Source organism: uncultured Rummeliibacillus sp., assembly GCF_934216135.1.
Taxonomy (GTDB): domain Bacteria; phylum Bacillota; class Bacilli; order Bacillales_A; family Planococcaceae; genus Rummeliibacillus.
Genome location: NZ_CAKQBI010000080.1, coordinates 1 through 2531, shown reverse-complemented (window position 1 = coordinate 2531; position 2531 = coordinate 1). Strand labels below are relative to the sequence as shown.

Annotated in this window: 2 protein-coding genes; both read left to right on the top strand. The window is 32.7% G+C overall.

The features are described from left to right. Positions 1–297: 297 nt before the first annotated feature. Positions 298–537 carry a metal-sensing transcriptional repressor gene (locus Q0977_RS18120; RefSeq protein ID WP_299516539.1) on the top strand — a complete coding sequence of 80 codons (240 nt, stop codon included), beginning with the start codon at positions 298–300 and terminating at the stop codon, positions 535–537. A 15-nt stretch (positions 538–552) separates the two neighbouring features. Next, on the top strand, positions 553–1914 hold the full coding sequence (locus Q0977_RS18115) for an MATE family efflux transporter (RefSeq protein WP_299516537.1): 1362 nt from the start codon (positions 553–555) through the stop codon (positions 1912–1914). Positions 1915–2531: the final 617 nt, after the last annotated feature.

Genomic DNA, 2531 nt, shown 5'->3' with positions numbered 1-2531 from the left:
AGATATGGAATATTTATTTTCTCTTGTCTAATTTATAAGAACTAAATGATTTCATCATTGTTTTGACACTTTTAGTTATTCGGCAACAATCATTTTGTGATAATACATAATTAACCTTATATGAATACCAAAAAAATAATATATCTTTCTCTATTCAACTTATCATTTACATCTGTAAATTTTTTGTTGACAATTTAAATCTACAAGAGTAGACTTTTCTCATACTATTAAAGAAGAGATAGATTTATAGGAACAGGAGGCATCTCATTAATATATGATTTGGGGTTATATGAAGAGTTGATTAAGAAACCAAATAAAATTGAAGGACAAGCAGCCAATATCAAAAGAATAATAAATGCGAATAAATATTATACCCATATTTTAATTCAGCTAAATTCTGCGCAATCGGCTATTCAAAAGATAAGTCAAGTTAATTTAGAAGCTCAAGCAGATCATTCATTGATGCACGTGAGTGATGGTTCTGATTTAATGAGAGAGATAGAAATACGAAAACGTGTAATCAATATAATAAATTGAATTGAGTGGTTGTATATGAAGACAATGAAAATCGAATCTAACGATGACCAGAATGTTAAAAAAAACCTGATTAAGTTAGCACTTCCTGCTACGGTCGAAAATATATTAGAAACATCTGTAGGATTTGTTGATTCGTTGATGATTTCTCAGATTGGATTATTTGCTGTAGCAGGGATTGGGATAGCAAATGCAATACTAAATGTTTATATTGCTGTATTTATTGCTTTAGGAATCGGAACATCTTCTTTGATTTCTAGAAATATTGGAGCAAAAAATAATGAAAAGGCGAAGTTAATTGCTAAACAATCTTTACTGTTAGCAATCGTCTCGGGTTTATTTCTGGGTTTGGTGAGTCTTCTAATAGGTTCACAACTCTTAAACTTAATGGGTGCAACAAAACAAACACTTAACTATTCCTTACAATTTTTTAGTATAGTAGGTGGCGGATCGGTGGCTATTGCCATAATGATTATATTAGGAAGTATATTAAGGGCGATAGGTGATACGAAAACTCCTATGAAAATTGGACTTATCACGAATATTCTAAATATTTCCCTAGATTATATTCTGATTTTTGGTTTAGGACCTATACCAGCTTTGGGTGTAGTAGGAACAGCAATAGGAACGTTAGTTGCGAGATTACTAGGTACTATTTTGTTATATCGAAAAGTACATTTATCTGTTCTTTCTTTCCCTTTACTCTCAATCTTTCAACGAAGTAATTATCAAGAATTATTAAAACTATCGTTTCCTGCTGCATTAGAACGTTTAGTGATGCGGTTAGGGCAAGTTTTGTATTTTGGAGTGATCGTAGCAATTGGCGCAAAAACTTATTCAGCTCACTCCATCGCAGGCAGCATTGAAAGTTTTGTCTATATGCCAGCCTATGGGTTAGCTACTGCTGCAGCAACTTTAGCAGGAAATAGTATTGGAAAAAAAGACTATGCTGAAACAAAACGTGTTGCACTTTATGCGGTTAAATACGGTGTTATTGTTTTAAGTATTCTAGGTATAGGATTGTTTTTTGGTACGCCATATATTGCACCTTGGTTTACCGCAGATGCTGAGGCAATCAATCAAATTGTCATTGCACTCAAAATTGACGCTTTTAATCAACCAGGATTAGCTATCAGTCTAATATTAGCAGGAGTACTCCAAGGAATGGGAGACACTAAAACCCCATTATATAGCACCGCATTTGGGATGTGGATCACACGAATACTAGGTGTAATACTTTTAGGGAGTCTAATGGGTTTAGGGATTGCTGGAGTGTGGTTGGCAATCGGCTTGGATCTATATGTGCGTTCTCTTTTTTTAACCTATCATTTCAAACGAAATCTTCAAATTTTAAACAGTAATAACGAACTTTCTTCTTAAGCAAGTGATTTTTTATCACTTGTTTTTTTCGTTTAACGATAAATTTCTTTGCCATTAGTAGGTAGAAAAATGACACATATGGATCTTATAGTAAATGAATCTCACCATGTCTCCTCCCTCTCGCTCTTCACAGACTTCCCTTTGAGCCCTTAGATTTAGAGAGTATATCTAGAAGCGTGGTTTGAAGCATCAGAATCACTTCCGCTAAGAATCTTCGATTATTTTTTCTCTATTTAGTAACTAGTTACTCCATGGGCAATCTTCTAATATCCTACAACAGCAATTTTAGAATCATAACCAGTCGTTTTTTATATTCACCGTGAATATTTGATTCTAAGATATTAACATACCTTAGTCAGCTTGGTTTTTCCTGAGTCAGTCCTTTCTGGTAAAAACAACATATTTTACAAAAATTTTATTTCTGTCCAAAACAACTCTAGCATTAATATCTATCATTATTTTAACAATATCATTTTTCAGAAAGAATGATATTGAAAATTTAACTGAACACGTTGTTACTGAATAGATTGAAATATAAATACGCCGATTGTAAAATTAAGCTAGACAAATAAAAAAGTCATTTGTGCTACACTCAAAATAGTTCCGTCGAAAGAATT